We start from the raw sequence: 17,455 nt of genomic DNA on the forward strand, positions 1-17,455 counted from the left end.
GCCCGGTGCAGCCGCCGTGCATGGGTAGAATTCGTGCCGACGAAGGGGTTTAACAGGTGAAGGATCTGGTCGACACCACGGAGATGTATCTCCGTACCATCTACGACCTCGAGGAGGAGGGTGTCACGCCGCTGCGCGCGCGCATCGCCGAACGTCTCGAGCAGAGCGGCCCGACGGTGAGCCAGACGGTCGCGCGGATGGAGCGCGACGGCTTGCTGACCGTCGCCGGTGATCGCCACCTCGAACTGACCGAGAAGGGCCGCGCCATGGCGGTCGCCGTGATGCGCAAGCACCGGCTCGCCGAGCGATTGCTGGTCGACATCATCGGGCTGGAGTGGGAGAACGTGCACGCCGAGGCGTGCCGCTGGGAGCACGTGATGAGCGAGGAGGTCGAGCGCCGCCTGGTCGAGGTGCTCAACCACCCCACCACTTCCCCCTACGGCAATCCCATTCCTGGTCTGGACGAACTGGGCCTGCAGGCCAATGCCTCCGCCGACGAGAAGCTGGTCCGGCTCAGCGATCTGCCGACCGGGCAGGCGCAGGCCGTGGTGGTGCGCCGGCTCTCGGAGCACATCCAGACCGATCCGGAGACCATCAATCAGCTCCGGGAGGCGGGCGTGGTGCCCGATGCCCGCGTGACCGTGGAGACCAAACCGGGTGCGGTGATCATCTCGGTGCCCGGCCATGAGGGATTCGAACTGTCCGACGAGATGGCGCACGCCGTCCAAGTGAAGTTGGTCTGATACGTGAAGCTTCTGGTTACCGGAGGCGCCGGCTACGTCGGTGGCGTCTGCGCGCAGGTTCTGCTCGAGGACGGCCACGAGGTCGTGGTCGTCGACGATCTGTCCACCGGCAATGCCGACGGCGTCCCGGCCGGGGCCAAGTTCGTCGAGGGCGATATCGCCACCGCGGGCGCCGAGCTCATCGCGGCCGAATCCTTCGACGGCGTGCTGCATTTCGCGGCCCAGTCGCTGGTCGGCGAATCGGTGGTGGCGCCGGAGAAGTACTGGCACGGCAATGTGGTGAAGACCCTCGCGCTGCTCGAGGCGATGCGCGACGCGGGCACCCCGCGGCTGGTGTTCTCCTCCACCGCGGCCGTGTACGGCGAGCCGGAGCAGGTGCCGATCGTCGAGGACGCACCCAAGCAGCCGACCAACCCCTACGGCGCGTCGAAGCTGTCCATCGACTACGCCATCACCTCGTACGCGGCGGCGCACGGTCTGGCCGCGACCAGCCTGCGCTACTTCAATGTGGCCGGCGCGTACGCCGGACTCGGCGAGAACCGCGTGGTGGAAACCCATCTCATCCCCCTGGTGTTGCAGACCGCACTGGGTCATCGTGAGTCGATCTCGGTGTTCGGCACCGACTACCCGACGCCGGACGGCACCGCGGTGCGCGACTACATCCACATTCGCGATCTGGCGCAGGCACACCTGCGGGCGCTGGCGCAGTCGCAGCCGGGCGTGCACCGCATCTTCAACCTGGGCAGCGGCACCGGTTTCTCGGTGCGCGAGGTCATTTCGGCGTGCGCGCGGGTGACGGACCTGCCGATCAATTCGGTGGACGCGCCGCGCCGTGCCGGTGACCCCGCCGTGCTGATCGCCTCCAGCGCCAAGGCCATCGCCGAACTCGGCTGGCGACCCGAGCACACCGATCTCGACGAGATCGTCTCCGACGCCTGGGATTTCCTGCGCTCGCTGGGCGACCGCGCGCACAGCGCGCGCTGAGTCCGTTGCGCCGGCCGCAGTGTCATCGCGGCTCCGGCCCGAGGTGGATGCCGAGTTCGGCCGCCGCCTCCCGGCCGGAGTCCGCGAGGCGGCCCAGCCGCTCCGGTCGCAGACCCGTCTGTAAGCCGAGGTCCAGTAGCGTCGCCATGCGGTGCTTCGGATCGGCGGCCAGCGCGGCGTCCAGCGCCACGCCCGCGAGCGGGCCGTCCCCGCGCGCATAGGCGCAATAGCCCAGCAGCGCCGCCGCTTCGGCGCGATCCGGATCCGGCAGCGCCCGCGCCAGCTGCAGCCACAACGCCTCCGCACCGTCGGCGCGCGGGCCCGGGGCGAGCCCGAACATGATGTCGCGCAGCGCCGAATCCCGCAGGGCCACGGCCACATCCGCCACCTCGGCCGGCGCGAGCCGGGCACCGGCCTCGACGCGTTCCAGGTAGCGCAGCACCCGGCACACCTCGAGCCGCAGCTGCACGCGCGAATCGCCGTGCTGCACAACCCGGGCCAGCCGCCGGGCCGCGGCGGCGACCGCCACCTCCAGGGCGGCGGCGGTGGCATCGCGTGCCACCGGGTCGACGGCGAGGATATCGGTCAGCTCCCGCCGGGAACCGCGCAGCGGCCGGCCCTCCAGCACATGCCGCAGCGTCACCATCGAGGCCGCCGGATCCGGCTGCAGCCCGCGCGACCACGGTCCGGACAGCGTCCACCACGGCAGTTCGGCGCCGATGGCCTGCACCGCCCAGGCCCCCGCCAGCGGCACGGCGTCGACATCGAGCCGATGTTCCAGCGCCGCAACGAGATCGTGGTGCTTGCGCGCCCGCACGCCCCGGTGCTTGCGGGTCGGCACCGTGGCCCGGTCGTCGACGACGAGGGCGAGCGCCGCGACGGCCCGGTGCCGCACGCAGATGCCCGCGACCCGTTCGACCAGCATCCCCATCGCACTCCGCCCGGGATTGTCCAGATCCATCCGGGTCACCACCTCGACCGCCGCGATATCCGGCGACGCCTGATCCGCTCGGAGCACCGTCACCACCAGCGACCGTGCGGGCATGAATCCGAGCATGGCCGGGACGGCCGCGATCAGATCGCCGGGCGCCCGCAGCCGCGCCCCGGGCTCGCCGGGATCTTCGAAGGGAGGATCGGCGGCAGGTTCGGGGCGATCGGGTGGCTCGGGCTCGACGGCCGACTTCGGCTCGACGGGTGGGGTGGGCTCGACGGGTGGCGTGGGCTCGATCGGTGCGTTCATGCCGTCGAGAGTGCGCCGCGCCGCAGACCGCCCCGGGCGGCCGACCTCGGGTTTCGCTGAGGCTGTGGATGTTTCGGCGCGCCGTGGACTACTCGGCGAGCCCCGGGCGGGTACGGCCACGAGCTGTCGGTGCCCGCTGCTACCGTGCCCCCGGACCGCCGGACCTGAACTTGAAATGGATTCGTTTCATTTTGACCGAGCGGGCGCGGTCACGCTGTTACAGTCCGCCTCGGCACTGGTCCTGCGCAGTGCCGGAAGGAGCGTCCTACACAGTGCCGGAAGGAATATCGCGCCACGCCGAGCACGATTCATCACGGCCGGGACTCACCCAGGATCTCCAGGTAGTGCGGATTGGACATGATGCCCAGGACATTGCCGAACGGGTCCACCACCGAGGCGGTCACGAACCCGGTCCCCTCGCCGCGTTCGATGATCGGCTCGTAGACGGTGGCTCCCATGTCGAGCAGCCGCCCGAAGGTGGCCGCCACATCGTCGACATGCCAGTTCACGATCTGCCCGCCCGGGACATCCGGGTGGGAAGGCGCGAACTTCCTGTTGATGATCCCGAGCTCGGCCTGGTAGTCGCCGATGCGGAACTCGTAGTACCCGCCCGGCACGGTGAAATACGGTGCGACACCGAGCAGTTCGCTGTACCAGTCCTTGGCCGCCTCCAGATCGTCGGCGAAGTAGTTGACGGTGGCCATTCCACGCAACATGGTCGTTCTCCTGGGTCGGGGGTGGTTCTCGATCTGAATCCATCATCGCGCTCAAAGTGCTCACCGAATGAGCACTTTTCCCGGCAGAATTCCGGATATGCGCGCGGATCGACTGGTGGCCACCCTGCTGTTCCTGCAGACCCGGGGCCGGGTGACCGCGGCGGAGGTCGCGGCCGAGCTGGAGGTGTCGGTGGCCACCGCGCGCCGGGACCTGGAGGCCCTGTCCACGGCCGGGATTCCGATCTACCCGCAGCCCGGACGCGGCGGCGGCTGGGCGTTGGTGGGCGGCGCGCGCACGGATCTCAGCGGCCTCACCGCCACCGAGGCCCAAGCCCTGTTCCTGCTGCTGGGCCCGGTGGCGACGGCCACACCCGCCACCAAGTCGGCCCTGCGGAAATTGTTGCGCGCCCTGCCGCAACCCTTCCGTACCGAGGCCGAGGCCGCGGCGGGCGCGATCGTGGTGGACCCGGCCCGCTGGGGCGAATCGGACCAGCGACCGCCCGCGCTGGTGGACGAGTTGCAGCGGGCGGTGGTGCGCCGCCGCCGGATCCGGTTCGCCTACGACCGAGCCGGGCGGCGGACCGAGCGGGCGGTCGATCCGTGGGGCCTGGTGGACAAGGACGGCAACTGGTACCTGGTGGCCGGAACCGAACACGGGCAGCGGACCTTCCGTGTGGACCGGATCGCCACCCTGGCGATCACCGACGAGATCGCCCGCCGGCCGGAGGATTTCGACCTGTCGACGGCCTGGTCGGAGGTGGTCGAGGAGGTCGAACGGCAGCGCTCCGCCCTCTCGGCCACCGTGCTGATCCAAGCCGCGCTCGCGCCGGTGCTGCGCAAACAGCAAGGGCGGCACTGCGTTCTGGACGGCACGACCGGCGACGGGCGGGTCCGGGCCCGGATCACCGCGCCGACGCCGCTCATGATCGCCCAGCAGCTGGCGGGCTGGGGCGCGGCCCTGGAAGTGGTCGAGCCGGAGTCGGTGCGCGCCGAACTCGCCCGGCTGGGCGCCGAGCTGGTGCAGCGCTACCGAACCGGCGAGTAACCGCTTCCCTGTTATGCAATATCCGAATCATGTTGCAGCAGTGGCGATTTCGCTCAATTGAGCGGCCCGCCACTGTTACAGTCCGCCCGGCGCGACCCCTTCAACGCGCCGAAAGGATTCACCCATGAGTAATCAGCTCTCCCCGGATCTGCGACGGTCCGCCGCCGGCGCCTGCGCGGCCGCGGCGCTCGCGGTCGTGGCCGGGTCGGTACTGGCCGCCCCGGCCGGGGCGGCGGTCGACAACATCAATGTCGCCGGGCTCACCAGCGACAAGACGTGCTCTGTCGCCAACGGCTGCTCCATCCAGGCCTCGCTGTCCGGCTCCGACCAGCTCAGCCCGGTCGACTTCCTGGTGAACGGCGCGGTCATCGGCACCCTCACCCCGACCTCGTACGGCGCCGGCGCCGCGGCGAACATGCCCTGGCATCCGACCTCCGACGGCACCTACACCATCGGCGTCCGGCAGGGCCTGGCCCAGGCGACCATCGTCTACGTCGTCGGCCAGGGTGGTTCCTGCCCGCCGGTTTCCTCGCTGTTCCCGGGCTCGTCGAACAGCGGGTCCGCAGGCAGCGGCTCGGCCAGCGGCTCCGGCGGCAGCGGTTCCGCGGGTAGCGGCTCGGCCAGCGGCTCGGGCGGAAGCGGTTCGGCGGGCAGCGGTTCCGCGTCGGGGTCGGCCACCCCGCTTCCCGTCTGCTGATCGGGCCCGGGAGCCGAAATGGGCAGAGGTCGGCTCCCTCGGGTCTCAGCCCTTGCGAACCTTGCGCACCGCGGAGGTGAACAGGGCGTCGAGAGCCTCGCTGTCGGAGGTGGACCCGGAGGTCATGTACGTCACCGCGATTCGCACATCGCCGATCTGACCCACCAGCGTCTGCATGGTCCTGGTGAGACCGGTCGCACTCTTGTCGGTGCCGACCGTGCGGCGGAGCGCGAGTGAGTCGTCGGCATCGACCGGCGGCGGCGGATCCAGCTGCGTGGTCACCACCGAGGTGACTCCGGAGTGCCCGACACGCACGGTTCCGCAGCGCTGCAACTGATCTCGCAGTGCCGACAGCGGTCGACCCGACCGGGTGAGCGCCACGGTGAGGGTGGCGCGGGTGGTGTCGTCGGTGCCGACGGCCACGGCCGGGCCCGCGGTGGGCGTGGCCGGTGCGCAGGTGTTCGGATCCACCTGTGCCCCCGGCAGGTAGCCCTCGAGATCATTGGCGGCCTGGCTCGCGGCCTCGGCGGGCAGCACGATCGCGGTGTACCGCGACGGGAATTGCGAGGGATCCGGCAGCAGTTTGGTCAGACCGGTGTCGGAGCCGGCCGCCGGCACCGGATTGCGGGCGGCGATCGGATGGCCCGTAACCGTGGTCCCGCATGCGGCGAGCAACCCGCCCAGCGCCACGATCCCCACGGTGCGCGCGGTCCTGAGGCTGCTGCATGCGGGGGTGCGGAAGGGCGCGATCACTCCGCCCACTATGCCGAAAATCGGCTGTTCACACCGAATGCCACGCCGCGTCACACCGAATGCCACGCCGCGCGGCGCACTGCCGGGAATGCGTGTCCGGGCCCAGCGTGTTGCACACCCAATGCGGGTGGTGCACACCTGTCATGCGGATGAGGGACAATGTGGGTTGGTCGCGAAAGTGGGCCACGCAGGAAGGAGTACGCGATGGACTACGAGTCGCGAATGTACGAGCTGGAGTTCCCGGCTCCGCAGTTGTCGTCCGCCGACGGCTCGGGTCCGGTGCTGGTGCACGGTCTCGAGGGCTTCACCGATGCCGGGCACGCGGTACGCCTCGCCACCACGCATCTGAAGGAAAGCCTCGAGCACGAACTGGTCGCCTCGTTCGACATGGACGAGCTGCTCGACTACCGCTCGCGGCGGCCGCTGATGACCTTCAAGACCGACCACTTCTCCGACTACACCGAGCCGGAACTGAGCCTGTGGGCGCTCAAGGACACCGCCGGCACGCCGTTCCTGCTGCTGGCCGGGCTGGAACCGGACCTGCGCTGGGAGCGGTTCGTCACCGCGGTGCGCCTGCTCGCCGAGCAGCTGGGCGTGCGCCGGACTATCGGTCTGAGCGCGATTCCCATGGCGATTCCGCACACCCGTCCCCTCGGCGTCACCGCGCACGCCTCCGACTCCGATCTGATCGGCGATCATCAGCGCTGGCCGGGTGAGCTGCAGGTGCCGGGCAGCGCGTCCTCGCTGCTGGAGTTCCGGATGGCCCAGCACGGGCACGAGTCGGTCGGGTTCTCGGTCCACGTGCCGCACTACCTGACCCAGACCGCCTACCCGGAGGCCGCGCAGACGCTGCTGGAGAACGTCGCCGAGAACGCGGGCCTCGAACTGCCGCTGGCCGCGCTCACCGATGCCGCCGCGCGGGTGCGCGAACAGGTCAACGAGCAGATCGCCGGCAACTCCGAGGTGGAGACCGTGGTGGCGGCGCTGGAACGCCAGTACGACAGCTTCGTCACCGCCCAGGAACGCCAGTCCAGCCTGCTGGCCAGCGAGAACGACCTGCCCACCGGCGACGAGCTGGGCGCTGAGTTCGAGCGCTTCCTGGCCGAGCAGGCCGGCTACGCCGACGGCGACGGACCGGAGAACCCGCCGCTGCGGTAGTGGTCGCTACCGGCGTCCGCGGTGGCGACCGGTAACGTTGGGCGGCGTGCAGCTGTCCGAATTGGTTCCCGACCGTGCCGTATCCGACGTGGACCCGGACTGGTTGTACGAGACCTTCGCCGATTGGGCGAGCTCGGCCGGCCTGAATCTGTATCCGGCGCAGGAAGAAGCGCTGCTGGAGCTGGTCACCGGGTCGAACGTCATCCTGAACACCCCGACCGGGTCCGGGAAGTCGCTGGTCGCGCTGGGCGCGCACTTCGCCGCGCTCAACCGGGGCCAGCGCAGCTACTACACCGCGCCGATCAAGGCGCTGGTGAGCGAGAAGTTCTTCGCGCTGTGCGACGTCTTCGGGGCCGACCGGGTGGGCATGGTGACCGGCGACGCCGCGGTGAACCCGGACGCGCCGATCATCTGCGCCACCGCGGAGATCCTGGCGAATCTGGCGCTGCGCGAGGGCGCTTCCGCCGATATCGGCCAGGTGATCATGGACGAGTTCCACTACTACGCCGACCCCGATCGCGGCTGGGCGTGGCAGGTGCCGCTGATCGAACTGCCCGGCGCGCAGTTCCTGCTCATGTCGGCCACGCTCGGCGAGGTCGACTTCTTCGCCGAGGATCTGACCCGGCGCACCGGCCGCGAGACCGCCGTGGTGTCCGGTTCGGAACGGCCGGTGCCGCTGAGCTTTTCGTATGTGCGCACACCCATCACCGAGACGCTCGAGGATCTGGTGACCACCAGCCTCGCGCCGGTGTACGTCGTGCACTTCACCCAGGCCGCGGCCATGGAGCGGGCGCAGGCGCTGATGAGCGTCAATGTCTCGTCCAAGACCGAGAAGGAGGCCATCGCCGCGGCCATCGGCGAGTTCCGCTTCGCCACCGGCTTCGGCAAGACGCTGTCGCGGTTCATCCGCCACGGCATCGGCGTGCACCACGCGGGCATGCTGCCCAAGTACCGGCGACTGGTCGAGAAGCTCGCCCAGGACGGGTTGCTGAAAGTGGTGTGCGGCACCGACACCCTCGGTGTCGGCATCAACGTGCCGATCCGCACCGTGATGCTGACCGGGCTCACCAAGTTCGACGGCGTGCGCACGCGCCGGCTCAATGCCCGTGAGTTCCATCAGATCGCGGGCCGGGCGGGGCGCGCGGGCTACGACACCCTGGGCACGGTCGTCGTGCAGGCTCCCGAGCACGAGGTGGAGAACGCGCGCCTCATCGCCAAGGCGGGCGACGACCCCAAGAAGCTGAAGAAGGTCCAGAAGAAGAAGCCGCCCGAGGGTTTCGTGTCCTGGTCGGAGGACACCTTCGACCGGCTGGTGGCGGCCTCGCCCGAGCCCATGGTGTCGCGGTTCAACGTGACCAACTCCATGCTGCTGAATGTGATTGCGCGCAAAGGCAATTGCTTCTACGCCATGCGACACCTGCTGGAGGAGAACCACGAGCCGCGGGCCGCGCAGCGCAAGCACATCCTCAAAGCGATCCGGCTGTACCGGGCGCTGCGGGACGCGGGCGTGGTCCAGCAGCTCGACGAACCCGACCGGTACGGACGACATGCCCGGCTCATGGTCGACCTGCAGCGCGATTTCGCGCTCGACCAACCGCTCTCGCCGTTCGCGCTGGCGGCACTGGAACTGCTCGACAAGGAGTCGCCGACCTACACCCTCGATGTGATCTCACTGATCGAGTCCACCCTCGAGGATCCGCGCCAGCTGCTCATGGCCCAGCAGCACCGGGCGCGCGGCGAGGCGGTCGCGGAGATGAAGGCCGACGGGATCGAATACGAGGAGCGCATGGAACTCCTCGAAGAAGTCACCTGGCCCAAGCCCCTGGCCGCCGAACTCATCGAGCCCGCGTTCGAGACCTACAAGGCCGGGCACCCCTGGGTGTCGGAGTTCGAGCCCTCCCCCAAATCCGTGGTGCGCGAGATGGTCGAGCGATCCATGACCTTCGCCGAACTGGTGTCGGGCTACGAGCTGGCCCGCTCCGAGGGCGTGGTGCTGCGGTATCTGGCCGACGCGTATCGCGCGCTGCGGCGGACCGTGCCCGAGCAGGCGCGCACCGAGGAACTCGACGACATCACCGAATGGCTCGGCGAACTCATCCGGCAGGTCGACTCCAGCCTGCTCGACGAGTGGGAGCAGCTCACCAATCCCGGTGCGGAGTCCGACGATCAGCAGGTGGCGTTCGGGGCCGAGACCGTACGGCCGATCACCGCCAATGAGCGCGCGTTCCGGGTGCTGGTGCGCAATGCCATGTTCCGGCGGGTGGACCTGGCCGCGCTGCGGCGCTGGGACGCGCTGGCCGAGCTGGGCGACGAACTGGACTGGGCGGCCGAACTCGGCCCCTATTTCGACGAATACCAGACCATCGGGACCGGTCCGAACGCCCGTGGACCACAGCTGTTCCGGGTCGAGCAGCGGCCGGGATTCTGGGATGTCCGGCAGGTGCTCGACGACCCCAACGGCGACCACGGCTGGTCCATCGACGCCATCGTGGATCTGGCCGAGTCCGACGCCGCGGGTGAAGTGGTCTTCGACGACCTTTCGGTCACCGCGGGCTGACTTTCGGTGACGGTGGGATGAGCGGCGGGCCGCTCCCGGCGGTCCGTGGTCACACTCCCGTAAGACGACGCGCGGGGCAGCCGAACGAATCCCGGCGTTAGAGTGACGTAATCGATCGTCCACCGGTTCGTTTTTCGAGGCCCAACGCGTGTATCGTCTCGCAGGTTGCCTGAGTCCCTGCCGTTGCGGCCGACAGAAAAGAGTTCCCTTAGATTGCCCGGTCGAAACCTGCCCGAGTCACCCTGTCTGGTCATCGACCTCGACAAGGTCCGCGCGAACTACCGCGCACTGCACGCCGCACTTCCCGCGGCACGAATTCGCTTCGCCGTCAAGGCGAGTCCCGTGCCGGAGATCATCCGGCTGCTGAACGACGAGGGCGCGGAGTTCGACGTCGCCAGCGTCGGTGAGATCGAGCTCTGCCTGGCGCAAGGTGTCGATCCGGCCGTCATGTGCTACGGCAACCCGATCAAGAAGGCTTCCCAGATCGCCACCGCCTACGCGGCGGGCGTGCGGCGCTACGCTTTCGACACCGAGGACGACCTGGAACGCATCGCCGAGCACGCGCCGGGTTCCGAGGTCGAGTGCCGGTTCCTGTCGTCGGCTCCGCAGTCGCAGACGCCGTTCGGGACCAAGTTCGGCTGCGCGCCGGGTGAGGCCAAGCGGCTGCTGGTGCGGGCGCACGATCTCGGCCTGACCGTGGTCGGCCCCTATTTCCACGTCGGCTCGCAGCAGCTGGACCCGAAGGCCTGGGGCATCGGGATCGAGCAGGCAGGCGCCATCGCGGAAGCGTTGGCGGTCAAGGACATTCCAGTCACGGCCGTGAATATCGGTGGGGGCCTTCCGATTTCGTACGCCGATCCGGCTCCCGGACTCGCGGAGCTGGGCGCGGCCATCGCCGAGGCGGCGAGCCGCTGTCTCCCGGAACACACCGAACTCGTCGTGGAACCCGGTCGCGCCCTGGTGGGCAACACCGGTGTGATCCACGCCGAAGTGGTGAATGTTCGCGTAGCGCCGGACGGGCGGCGCTGGGTATACCTCGACATCGGCCGCTACAACGGCATGGCCGAGACCGAGAACGAGTACATCGCCTACCGATTCCAAACCGATCGGGACGCGGATCCGAAGGACGAAGCTGTGGTAGCCGGTCCTACGTGTGACGGCGACGATGTACTCTATCAACGCACGCGTGTCCTCCTTCCGACCACGTTGCGAGCCGGTGATCCCGTTCGGATCCTCGAGACCGGCGCCTATACGGCGAGCTATTCGTCGGTGTCCTTCAACGGTTTTCCGCCTTTGACTGTCCATGTCACTGGCGCTGAGCGAGAGTGAGTTTTAGCCATGATCACGGCAGAATTCACCGGCTGGCACGTGCTGGCCGAGTTCGGTGGTGTCGACGCCAGCCTCTGCGACGACCTCGAACGACTCGAAACCGCGCTTCGAAAATCGTTGGTCGCCGCGGGGGTGACCATCTGCGATGTCGTGAGCAAGAAGTTCGAGCCGCAGGGTGTCACCATCCTGGCCCTCCTGGCCGAGTCGCATGCCTCGATCCACACCTACCCTGAGTCCGGCGACATCTTCGTCGACGTGTTCACTTGCGGCAGCATCGGTTCCGGCGCCACCAAGGCCGTCGAACTGCTGCAGCAGGAGCTGTCTCCGGGTTCGGTGAACATCGAGGTCATCCAGCGCGGCCACACCGCCCGCCGGATCCACGAGCCGGTCGGCGAGGGCCTGACCCGGGTGTGGAACACCACGGAAACCATCGTGGACACCAACACCCCGTTCCAGCACATGGTGATCGCGCGCACCGAGCAGGGCATCTCCCTGTTCTCCGACGACGACCGCCAGTCCACCGAGTTCTCGCAGCTCACCTACCACGAGGCCATGCTGGTCCCGGGTTACGCGCTGGCCGAGAAGCTGGACAAGGTGCTGATCATCGGTTCCGGTGAGGGTGTCGCCTCGCAGATGTCGGTGGCCGCGGGCGCCTCGCTCGTCGACCACGTCGACATCGACCAGCTGGAGGTGGAGCTGTGCGCCGAGCACCTCCCCTACGGCTACAGCCAGGCCGATCTGGCCGCGGCGGTCGCACAGACCGGCCCGATCAAGATGCACTACGCCGACGGCTGGGACTTCCTGGCCAAGGCCGAGGCCGCGGGCGTGCGCTACGACATGATCTGCATCGACCTGCCGGACGAGCGGGTCGAGGACGCGCAGCACAACCGCCTCTACGAGGACGACTTCCTCAACCGCTGTAAGGCGCTGCTGGCCGAGGGCGGCGTGCTCGCCGCGCAGGCCGGCTGTCAGACCATGTGGCGCAACGAGACCCTGAAGCGCTCGTGGACCCGGTTCCACAACCTGTTCGAGACCGTCGTGCCCTACGTCAGCGACGAGCACGAGTGGACCTTCATCTTCGGCACCCCGAAGGCGATCGCGGATCCGGTGGCCAAGATGACCGCCACGCTGGCGACCCTGCCCTACCGGGCCGAGACCATCGACGCGCAGGCCCTGGTCCGCGGCGCGATCGAGCCGCACGCGCTGCGTGTGGGCGTGAGCGTCTAGTCGATCAGCTCCATCCAGAAGCGCCCCCGCACGGACTTCCGTGGGGGGCGCTTCTCATTGCTACGGTTTCCGTCGTTTCACACAACGGATTTCGTTGTCCGCGGGCCGATCGTCAGGCGATGGCGGGGAGTTTGACCACCTGACCGGCGTAGGCCAGGCCCGCACCGAAACCCAGCAGCAGCGCGGTGTCGCCCGGCCGGGACGCGCCGGAGCGCAGCAGCTGCTCCATGGCCATCGGGATCGAGGCGGCGCTGGTGTTACCGGTCTCGGCGATATCCCTTGCGACAGCGATGCTTTCGGGCATGTGCAGGGTGCGCACCAGCGCATCGGTGATGCGGCTGTTGGCCTGATGCGGCACGAACGCGTCCAGATCCTCGACGGTGACGCCCGCCTGATCCAGCGCGTCGCGGCACGCCTTCTCCAAGAACGTGACGGCCCAACGGAATACGGCCGTACCGTTCATCCGGATGTACGGCCGCACCGTGGTGCCGCCGGTCGCCTCGGCCTCGGCCACCTCGGCGAAGTACTGCTGAAAGTCCTTGTCCTGCTTGATCGCCGCGGTCTGACTGCCGTCCGAACCCCAGGCCACCGGCCCGATACCCTCGGCCTCCGACGGTCCCACCACGACCGCGCCCGCGCCGTCGGCGAAGATGAACGCGCAGGTCCGGTCCTCCTGGTCGAGCAGGTCCGAGAGCCGTTCCACGCCGATCACCAGCACATGCCGGGCCTGTCCGGCGCGCACCAGGTTGGCGGCATTGGCCAGCGCATAGCAGAAGCCCGCGCAGCCGGCCGAGACGTCGAAGGCGGCGGTGTCGTGCATGCCGAGTTCGGTGGCGACCACGGCACCGGCCGACGGTCCCAGCACCATCTGGGAGGACGTGGCCAGGATGACCGCGTCGATCTGCTGTGCGGTGACGCCCGCGGCCTCGAGCGCGTCGACGGCGGCGGCGGTGCTCATGCTCACGATGGTCTCGTCCGCTTCGGCCCAGTGGCGGGCCTCGATGCCGGAGCGGGTCCGGATCCATTCGTCCGAGGAGTTGATGCGGTCGACGATCTCGGCATTGGGGACCACCCGGCGTGGTCGGTACACGCCCAGGCCGAGCAGCGCGGCGTGGGCGACCGGGGTGGCGGTGGCGATCTGGGCTGACATGCGCGGAATTCCTCTTTTCCCATATGAACCGATCGGTCCACATGGGAAAGGTTTAACATGGACCGATCGGTTCACACAAGGGCTGGAGGGATTTGCAATGACGGCGGGACCGCGCGCCCGATTGATCGCGAGCACCATCACCACCGTCCAGGAGCACGGCGTGCACGCGGCCGGGCTGAACGAGCTGCTCAAGCGCAGCAATGCCTCCCGAAACTCGCTCTACCAGCACTTCCCGTCCGGCAAGGGCGAATTGGTGGCGACCGCCGCCCGCATCGTGTCCCGCATGGTCTACTCGCACGTGAGCCGCATGTCCGACGCGCTGCCGGGCGCGCCCTCACTGGCGGCGTGGGTGGACGAACTGCTCGGCTTCTGGCGCGGCCAGCTGGAGACCAGCGAGTTCCGGGCGGGCTCGTTCATGATGGCCGCCGCTCTCGACGAACTCGACCCGACACTGCAGTCGGCGGCCGGGCAGGCGTTCTCCGAATGGACCGCGCGGCTGGCCGACGGATTGGTGGCGGCCGGGGTCGAGCGGGCGACGGCATGCTCGCTGTCGGGTTTCGCACTGTCGGTGATCGAGGGCGCGATCGTGCAGAGCCGGGCACTGAAATCCGCCCTGCCCTTCACCGACGCAGGCACCCAGCTCACCGTCCTGCTCCACCACCACATGCCGAACCGCCGGTGAGGGTGCGACTCCGCGGTTTCCAGGTTGACCTGGAGCACACTCCAGGTCGTAGCGTCATGTCCGTGCGCGGCTCCCGCCGCGAATTCCAGTCCTACCGAGGAGGATTCACCGCATGATCGCGACCAGGAAGCTCGGCGAACTGACCGTCGGCGCGCAGGGCCTCGGCTGCATGGGCATGAGCCACGCCTACGGTGTGCACGACAATGACGCCGAGTCCATCGCCACCATCCACCGCGCTCTGGACCTCGGTGTCACCCTGCTCGACACCGCCGATGTCTACGGCCCCGAAACCAATGAGCGCCTGGTGGGCCGCGCCATCGCCGACCGCCGCGACAAGGTGGTCCTCGCAACCAAGTTCGGCATCGTCTGGGGCGACAAGGGCGCGATGGGCGCCCGCGGCGACGCCGCCTACGTGAAGCAGTCCTGCGATGAATCCCTCGCACGGCTCGGCGTCGACCACATCGACCTCTACTACCAGCACCGCGTCGACCCGAACGTGCCGATCGAGGAGACCTGGGGCGCCCTGGCGGAGCTGGTCCGGGCGGGCAAGGTCCGCTACCTCGGCATCTCCGAAGCCTCGGTGGACAGCATCCGCCGCGCCCACGCCGTCCACCCCGTCACGGCCCTCCAATCCGAATGGTCCCTCTGGACCCGCGATATCGAGGCCGAGATCCTTCCCGCCTGCCGCGAACTCGGCATCGGCATCGTCCCCTTCTCCCCGCTGGGTCGCGGCTTCCTCACCGGCGCGATCACCTCGACCGCCGACCTCCCCGCCGACGACATGCGCCGCCGGCTGCCCCGTTTCGCCGACGGCAACTTCGACGCCAACCTCGCCATCGTCGCGGCACTGCGCAGCCTCGCCGACGAAAAGGGCGTCACCCCCGGTCAATTGGCGCTGGCCTGGGTCCAGTCCCGGGGTCAGGACGTGGTCCCCATCCCCGGCACCAAGCGCCGCACCTACCTCGAGCAGAACGTCGCGGCCACCGAGATCACGCTGACCGCCGAGGACCTGGCCCGGATCGAGGCCGCCGCCCCCTCAGGCGCCGTCGCGGGCGCCCGATACCCCGAGGAACTGGCGCGCGCGGCCGGTCGATGACCGTCCGCTCGCCGCAGCGGCGGATACTGCATCCATGAGGATTTCGGTTGCCGCTGACGAGGACACCGGCGTGGCCGCGGCCGTGGTCGAGGAGCTGCGGGCCCGCGGGCACGAGGTGACCGTGCACGGCGCGCTGGAGCCCGCCGAACGGGACGACTGGGCCTGGGCCAGTGAGGCTGCGGCGCGGGATGTCGCGGAGGGACGGGCCGAGCAGGCCGTGGTGTGCTGCTGGACCGGGACCGGCGCTTCCATTGCGGCGAACAAGGTGCCGGGGGTGCGGGCGGCGCTGTGCGTGGACGCGTATACCGCTGAGGGAGCGCGGAAGTGGAATGACGCCAACGTGCTGGCATTGAGTCTGCGGCTCACCTCACGGGCGCAGCTGGCCGAGATTCTGGATGCCTGGTTCGCCGGGGCCCCGAGTGCGGACCCCGGCGATCGCGCGAATATCGCGCGCCTGGACGGGATCGCGGGATCAGGCCTCGGTGGCGAGATGGGCGTGGGCGGTGCGTAGTTCGCGTTTGAGGATCTTGCCGCTGGGGTTCTTGGGGAGGGCCTCGACGAACGTCACGTACTTGGGGACCTTGTAGCCGGCGAGCCGCTGCTTGCAGTGCGCGATGACGGTGGCGGCGTCGGGGTCGGTTCCATTGCGGGCCACCACGATCGCGGTGACGGCTTCGATCCAGTGCGGGTGCGGGATGCCCACCACGGCGGCTTCGGAGATCTCGGGGTGCTCGTAGAGGACCTCTTCGACCTCGCGGCTGGCGACGTTCTCGCCGCCGGTCTTGATCATGTCCTTCTTGCGGTCGACGACGCTGAGGTAGCCGTCGGCGTCCAGGACGCCGAGGTCGCCGCTGTGGAACCAGCCGTTGCGGAAGGCTTCCGCGGTTTTCGCGGGGTCGTTCCAGTAGCCGAGCATGGCCTGCGGAGAGCGGTGCACGATCTCGCCGACCACGCCGACACCGACCGGGATGTCGTCGTCATCGACCACGCGGGTCTCGACATTGAGGGCCGGCCGCCCCGCCGAACCGGGCTTGGTCAGCTGGTCCTCGGGCGCGAGGACCGTGGCCAGCGGCGCGAGTTCGGTCTGGCCGTAGAAGTTGGTGAGCCCCACCCCGGGTAGCCGCTCGGAGAGTTCGACCAGCACCTCGACGGGCATGATGCTGGCGCCGTAGTAGCCCTTGCGCAGGGACGACAGATCGAAGCCGTCGAAGTCGGGATGCCGCAGCAGCGACACCCACACCGTCGGCGGGCAGAACAGCTTCGTGGCACGCTCGGTTTCGATGGTGCGCAGGATCGTCGCGGGATCGGGGCCCGGCAGCAGAATGCTGGTCGCGCCGAGCCACAGGTCGGGCGTGAGGAAGCAGTGCAGCTGGGCGCAGTGGTACAGCGGCAGCGCGTGCACCTCGATGTCGTCGGCGCTCATGCGTCCGTCCACCACCGCACTGGTGTACTGCGCGATGAGCCCGCGGCTGGACAGCACCGCGCCCTTGGGGCGGGACTCGGTGCCGGAGGTGTACATGATCTGGATGGGGTCGTCGTCGCCGACGAACACCTGCGGCGCCGAGGCGTCGGGGTGGTGTTCCCACGCGCTCACGTCCTCCCACCCAGCTGTCGCGGGCAGCCCGCCCAGCCCGATCCAGCCGAACAGCCGGATCTCGCTGTCGCCCAGCTGTTTCACCGCGGCCTCGGCCTCCCCGGCCAGTCCGTCCTCGGTGATCAGCGCGACAGCCCCGGAGTGTTCGAGGATGAACGCCACCTCGTCGGCGGTGAGCATGAAGTTGATCGGCACCGAGATCGCGCCCAGCCGCGCCAGCGCGAAGTACACGAGCACGAACTCACGGCAGTTGTGTGAATAGATCGCGACCCGATCGCCCTGCGTCACACCGCGATCGGCCAGGCTGTGCGCGACCCGGTTCACCGCCGCATCGAGTTCGGTGTAGCTCTCCCGCCGCTCCCGCCAGACCAGCGCGGTCTTGTCCGGGACCCGGGCGGCGCTGCGCCGCAGGAGATCTCCGAGCGCCTGCGACCGCGCGCCCGCCACTTCTAGCTCAGTGCCCTCTGCATCCATGCGATCAACT

Annotated in this window: 16 protein-coding genes; 11 read left to right on the forward strand and 5 right to left on the reverse strand. The window is 69.0% G+C overall.

Translation table 11 applies throughout. From position 1 onward, the window contains the following. Window positions 1-56: 56 nt before the first annotated feature. Entirely contained in the window at window positions 57-743 is a 687-nt protein-coding gene (locus ACFXN1_RS04580; RefSeq protein ID WP_354837046.1) for an iron dependent repressor, metal binding and dimerization domain protein, read from the forward strand. Between the two features lie 3 nt (window positions 744-746). Beyond that, complete coding sequence (gene galE / locus ACFXN1_RS04585) at window positions 747-1,727, forward strand: UDP-glucose 4-epimerase GalE (protein ID WP_379436626.1); 981 nt, start codon at window positions 747-749, stop codon at window positions 1,725-1,727. A 22-nt stretch (window positions 1,728-1,749) separates the two neighbouring features. On the opposite strand, the gene ACFXN1_RS04590 is transcribed toward galE, so the two are convergent. Further along, window positions 1,750-2,967 (reverse strand): DUF4192 domain-containing protein, encoded by a 1,218-nt coding sequence (locus tag ACFXN1_RS04590; protein WP_379436627.1) that lies wholly within the window; start codon window positions 2,965-2,967, stop codon window positions 1,750-1,752. A 311-nt stretch (window positions 2,968-3,278) separates the two neighbouring features. Continuing rightward, on the reverse strand, window positions 3,279-3,683 hold the full coding sequence (locus ACFXN1_RS04595; protein ID WP_356998227.1) for a VOC family protein: 405 nt from the start codon (window positions 3,681-3,683) through the stop codon (window positions 3,279-3,281). A 97-nt stretch (window positions 3,684-3,780) separates the two neighbouring features. Here ACFXN1_RS04595 and ACFXN1_RS04600 point away from each other — a divergent pair, with 97 nt between their 5' ends. Continuing rightward, on the forward strand, window positions 3,781-4,728 hold the full coding sequence (locus tag ACFXN1_RS04600) for a helix-turn-helix transcriptional regulator (protein WP_379436628.1): 948 nt from the start codon (window positions 3,781-3,783) through the stop codon (window positions 4,726-4,728). A 124-nt stretch (window positions 4,729-4,852) separates the two neighbouring features. Then, window positions 4,853-5,425 carry a hypothetical protein gene (locus ACFXN1_RS04605; protein WP_379436629.1) on the forward strand — a complete coding sequence of 191 codons (573 nt, stop codon included), beginning with the start codon at window positions 4,853-4,855 and terminating at the stop codon, window positions 5,423-5,425. Window positions 5,426-5,470: 45 nt separating this feature from the next. Here ACFXN1_RS04605 and ACFXN1_RS04610 read toward each other — a convergent pair whose 3' ends face one another. Next, complete coding sequence (locus ACFXN1_RS04610) at window positions 5,471-6,178, reverse strand: sensor domain-containing protein (RefSeq protein WP_379436631.1); 708 nt, start codon at window positions 6,176-6,178, stop codon at window positions 5,471-5,473. Between the two features lie 204 nt (window positions 6,179-6,382). Between ACFXN1_RS04610 and ACFXN1_RS04615 the strand changes: the two genes are divergently transcribed. The 4 genes from ACFXN1_RS04615 (at window position 6,383) to speD (ending at window position 12,449) form a co-directional block, all read left to right on the forward strand. Beyond that, the gene (locus ACFXN1_RS04615) at window positions 6,383-7,336 is read left to right on the forward strand and encodes a PAC2 family protein (RefSeq protein WP_354837060.1); all 954 of its coding nucleotides are present in this window, start codon (window positions 6,383-6,385) and stop codon (window positions 7,334-7,336) included. Window positions 7,337-7,424: 88 nt separating this feature from the next. Then, on the forward strand, window positions 7,425-9,893 hold the full coding sequence (locus ACFXN1_RS04620; protein WP_379436684.1) for a DEAD/DEAH box helicase: 2,469 nt from the start codon (window positions 7,425-7,427) through the stop codon (window positions 9,891-9,893). Between the two features lie 228 nt (window positions 9,894-10,121). After that, entirely contained in the window at window positions 10,122-11,222 is a 1,101-nt protein-coding gene (locus ACFXN1_RS04625) for a type III PLP-dependent enzyme (protein ID WP_379436686.1), read from the forward strand. Between the two features lie 12 nt (window positions 11,223-11,234). Then, window positions 11,235-12,449 carry an adenosylmethionine decarboxylase gene (gene speD / locus ACFXN1_RS04630; RefSeq protein ID WP_379436687.1) on the forward strand — a complete coding sequence of 405 codons (1,215 nt, stop codon included), beginning with the start codon at window positions 11,235-11,237 and terminating at the stop codon, window positions 12,447-12,449. A gap of 112 nt (window positions 12,450-12,561) precedes the next feature. Here speD and ACFXN1_RS04635 read toward each other — a convergent pair whose 3' ends face one another. Continuing rightward, window positions 12,562-13,599, reverse strand: coding sequence for a beta-ketoacyl-ACP synthase III (locus tag ACFXN1_RS04635; protein ID WP_379436632.1), 1,038 nt, complete (start codon window positions 13,597-13,599; stop codon window positions 12,562-12,564). 97 nt (window positions 13,600-13,696) lie between these two features. Between ACFXN1_RS04635 and ACFXN1_RS04640 the strand changes: the two genes are divergently transcribed. From ACFXN1_RS04640 to ACFXN1_RS04650, 3 genes are all read left to right on the forward strand, one after another. After that, window positions 13,697-14,281, forward strand: a complete 585-nt coding sequence (locus ACFXN1_RS04640) for a TetR/AcrR family transcriptional regulator (RefSeq protein ID WP_379436634.1) — start codon at window positions 13,697-13,699, stop codon at window positions 14,279-14,281. Between the two features lie 112 nt (window positions 14,282-14,393). Beyond that, window positions 14,394-15,377: an aldo/keto reductase gene (locus ACFXN1_RS04645; RefSeq protein ID WP_379436635.1), complete on the forward strand. Its 984-nt coding sequence runs from the start codon at window positions 14,394-14,396 to the stop codon at window positions 15,375-15,377. A gap of 34 nt (window positions 15,378-15,411) precedes the next feature. Next, entirely contained in the window at window positions 15,412-15,888 is a 477-nt protein-coding gene (locus ACFXN1_RS04650) for an RpiB/LacA/LacB family sugar-phosphate isomerase (RefSeq protein ID WP_379436637.1), read from the forward strand. On the opposite strand, the gene ACFXN1_RS04655 is transcribed toward ACFXN1_RS04650, so the two are convergent. Next, entirely contained in the window at window positions 15,850-17,445 is a 1,596-nt protein-coding gene (locus tag ACFXN1_RS04655; protein WP_379436638.1) for an acyl-CoA synthetase, read from the reverse strand. The genes ACFXN1_RS04650 and ACFXN1_RS04655 overlap by 39 nt on opposite strands. Window positions 17,446-17,455 lie beyond the last annotated feature (10 nt).

Source organism: Nocardia sp. NPDC059154, from assembly GCF_042755705.1.
Classification (GTDB): domain Bacteria; phylum Actinomycetota; class Actinomycetes; order Mycobacteriales; family Mycobacteriaceae; genus Nocardia.

Excerpts from the sequence above, each read along its gene's own strand:
- ACFXN1_RS04590 (WP_379436627.1), bottom strand. The coding sequence starts at position 2,967 with ATGAACGCACCGATCGAGCCCACGCCACCCGTCGAGCCCACCCCACCC.
- ACFXN1_RS04655 (WP_379436638.1), bottom strand. The coding sequence starts at position 17,445 with ATGGATGCAGAGGGCACTGAGCTAGAAGTGGCGGGCGCGCGGTCGCAG.
- ACFXN1_RS04635 (WP_379436632.1), bottom strand. The coding sequence starts at position 13,599 with ATGTCAGCCCAGATCGCCACCGCCACCCCGGTCGCCCACGCCGCGCTG.
- ACFXN1_RS04645 (WP_379436635.1), top strand. The coding sequence starts at position 14,394 with ATGATCGCGACCAGGAAGCTCGGCGAACTGACCGTCGGCGCGCAGGGC.
- ACFXN1_RS04595 (WP_356998227.1), bottom strand. The coding sequence starts at position 3,683 with ATGTTGCGTGGAATGGCCACCGTCAACTACTTCGCCGACGATCTGGAG.
- ACFXN1_RS04650 (WP_379436637.1), top strand. The coding sequence starts at position 15,412 with ATGAGGATTTCGGTTGCCGCTGACGAGGACACCGGCGTGGCCGCGGCC.
- ACFXN1_RS04600 (WP_379436628.1), top strand. The coding sequence starts at position 3,781 with ATGCGCGCGGATCGACTGGTGGCCACCCTGCTGTTCCTGCAGACCCGG.
- ACFXN1_RS04615 (WP_354837060.1), top strand. The coding sequence starts at position 6,383 with ATGGACTACGAGTCGCGAATGTACGAGCTGGAGTTCCCGGCTCCGCAG.
- ACFXN1_RS04640 (WP_379436634.1), top strand. The coding sequence starts at position 13,697 with ATGACGGCGGGACCGCGCGCCCGATTGATCGCGAGCACCATCACCACC.
- ACFXN1_RS04605 (WP_379436629.1), top strand. The coding sequence starts at position 4,853 with ATGAGTAATCAGCTCTCCCCGGATCTGCGACGGTCCGCCGCCGGCGCC.